This is a genomic window from Rhizobacter sp. P3_B12 (assembly GCF_056402895.1).
On sequence record NZ_JBFUGN010000931.1, the window covers coordinates 1 to 2,430 of the forward strand.

Below are 2,430 nucleotides of genomic sequence, written 5' to 3' on the forward strand. Positions count from 1 at the left end.
GTGCTGGAACGCATGGCCGCCGGCGACAGCAACAAGCTGATCGCGCGCGAACTCGACCTGAGCCCGCACACGGTGAAGCGGCACGTGGCGAACATCCTCGGCAAGCTGGGGGTGGATACGCGTGGGCAGGCGGCGGCGCGGTGGCGGGGGCCGTGACTCCGGTCGTCAGTCAAATCTTGAAATTCGCCTCCTGGATCGATTTGAATTCACGCCAGCGTTCGGCAGCCAGATCTGCACCGGCAAGTATTTCTCCGACGTCTTCGCGATGACCAGCGAAAGCAGCCAAGTGAAGAACTTGCGATCCGAACACGCCGATCTGGTGAACATCGATCAAGTCCTCACCGAGAAACTCCAGATGCCGAGAATACTGTTTCAATAGTTTTTCGATCATCACATGCATCCAGGCTCCTGGATCAGTCCTGTCAGGCGCTCTCTTGCGGAATCTGAAATGCGCAGTGTCATGTCCGCCTCACAGTCGCATGGCGCCCTCAGACCCGTGCCCTTCGTTTCAATTCGTTGGCGAACGCAGCAACGCAAGACGATCTGCCAATGACTGGAGGTGGCGCATCGGCATGTCGACGCGTTGCGGCTTGTTCGCTCATGGTGCTTGGCTCTTCACCGAGCGAGGCCTACTTGTCTTGCATCGGCACGATGACGACAAAGCGTTCTCCTTCCATATCAAGCAGGCTTTCATCCAGGGGATCGGCCCACTGCTCGTCGATGTGAACAAGAAGGTTGCCGTTGCGTTCTGCTGGCGACTTCAGCTTGGCTTGTTCGATCAGCGCAACAGACCATCCTGTGTCTGCACCCGTCAAGTAGCGCGCTCTCAGAACGGTGACCACGGGCACCTCAAGATCTGTTTCCAGGATCAGTCCAGTCAGGCGCTCCCTTGCGGAATCTGAAATGCGCAGTGTCATGTGTGCCTCACAGTCTCACCCAATAGTCTGGGCATTGATCTATTGACCAATTGATGTCGGTCGTGAACACAGTACCGTCGGTGCAAGAGAAAGTACAACGCATGATGTGGCGACACTCCTCCGGTGCCGGCCCCAGTCGGAATCCGCTGATCTTCTTGCACGACCCCTTCGACGAGCCTCCGTCGCCTGCCGGTTTCGGTGGAAGCAACGGCATTGGAGGCTCAGGCTTCAGTGGCAGCATGGGACTTGTGCCTGCAGGTGATGGCGGCATGTCGTCGGGCTTTCTGGATTCCATTGGGCGAGGGCTGAACAGTGCGCGGCACCCGGGCGAGAGGATGCAGCCGATGAGCGCCACCGGAATGATCATCGGCAGAGCTTGCGCCATCTGTCCGTCGCTGTCGATGTATTCGGCGGGTCTGCCATCGACATACGCGTAGGTGTTCGTCCCTCCGCGCAGCCCGATGGGATCCGATTCCTTGTATCGCCCAATGCTGCCTTCGTAGTGTCGGAAGTAGTTGTAGAACAGTCCACTCTCCGCATCGGCATACTGCCCCGGGAAGCGCAGGTTCTGCGTGAAGACGCCGAGCCCGCTCGGGTTGACCTCCGGCGCGGTCGTGCCGAACGGCTCGGCGAACCACTGCCAGCGGGTCGTGTTGTTCGTGTCGACGACGATCCGCGGTGCGTTCAGGTGATCGGCGTGGATGTAGAACACCAGCGGTGGCCCGCTCGGGTTCGTGGGGTCCGGCATGAACATCGCCACAGGGATGTCGTCCAGCCAGATGTATTCGCGGAGCGCCTGCCCCGCTTGGTCGTACTCACCGAGCAGTTCGCCGTTGAGCCCGTACACGAAGATCACCGTGCTGCCCGGCCCTGCACTCGTCACCTTGCGAATGCGCCGCTTGTCGGCGTCGTAGGTGTAGGTGCCGGTGACGCCGGCCTTCGTGATGCTCGCGAGTGAGCCGCTCAGGCTGTAGGTCGCGGTGTAGTTCGGGCTGTCGCTGAGTGTGTTCCCCGCGTTGTCATAGCCGAAGTTGCGTGCTGGGTTCGTGATGCTCGTGAGCCGGTTGCTCGTGGCCTCGGTGCTGTAGACGCTCGGGCTGCCGTTCAGGCTCACGTTGGYGCGGTTGCCATTCGGGTCATACGTGATCGCCCAGTTGCTCGCGACCGTCGTCACCTGCGTGATCCGGTCGTTCTCGTCGTAGCCGAAGCTCTGGTCCAGCGCAGGTTGTGGGATGCCGTCGTTGGCGCTCAGGTGCGTGAAGCTGATGATGCGATCGGCGGCGTCGTAGGTCACATCTCGGAAGACGTTGCCCAGCCGGTAGCGCGTGACGCGTCCGCTGAGGTCGTAGAAGCGCTCGTGCGGCGTCGTCCCGCTGGCCATGTTCCAGTTCCAGCTCGTCACCGGACCGAACGGTTCCCACTTGATGTCGCTGAGCAGCGGCGTGGGCGTGCCGTTCGCGTCCTGGGCCATACCGATCGCGGTCACGTTGCGGCTCGTGTAGCTGCGCACGAC

General features: G+C 61.1%; 4 protein-coding genes. 1 reads left to right on the forward strand and 3 read right to left on the reverse strand.

The features are described 5' to 3' along the window. The first annotated feature begins 12 nt into the window (after positions 1 to 12). A complete protein-coding gene (locus AC1D01_RS30250) occupies positions 13 to 156 on the forward strand; it encodes a response regulator transcription factor (RefSeq protein ID WP_477873028.1) in 144 nt (47 codons plus the stop codon). Positions 157 to 169: 13 nt separating this feature from the next. Here AC1D01_RS30250 and AC1D01_RS30255 read toward each other — a convergent pair whose 3' ends face one another. The 3 genes from AC1D01_RS30255 to AC1D01_RS30265 form a co-directional block, all read right to left on the reverse strand. Further along, positions 170 to 400 carry a hypothetical protein gene (locus AC1D01_RS30255; protein ID WP_477873023.1) on the reverse strand — a complete coding sequence of 77 codons (231 nt, stop codon included), beginning with the start codon at positions 398 to 400 and terminating at the stop codon, positions 170 to 172. A gap of 229 nt (positions 401 to 629) precedes the next feature. Further along, entirely contained in the window at positions 630 to 917 is a 288-nt protein-coding gene (locus tag AC1D01_RS30260) for a hypothetical protein (protein WP_477873024.1), read from the reverse strand. 7 nt (positions 918 to 924) lie between these two features. Beyond that, on the reverse strand, positions 925 to 2,430 hold a 1,506-nt coding region (locus AC1D01_RS30265), incomplete at its 5' end, for an RHS repeat domain-containing protein (RefSeq protein ID WP_477873026.1).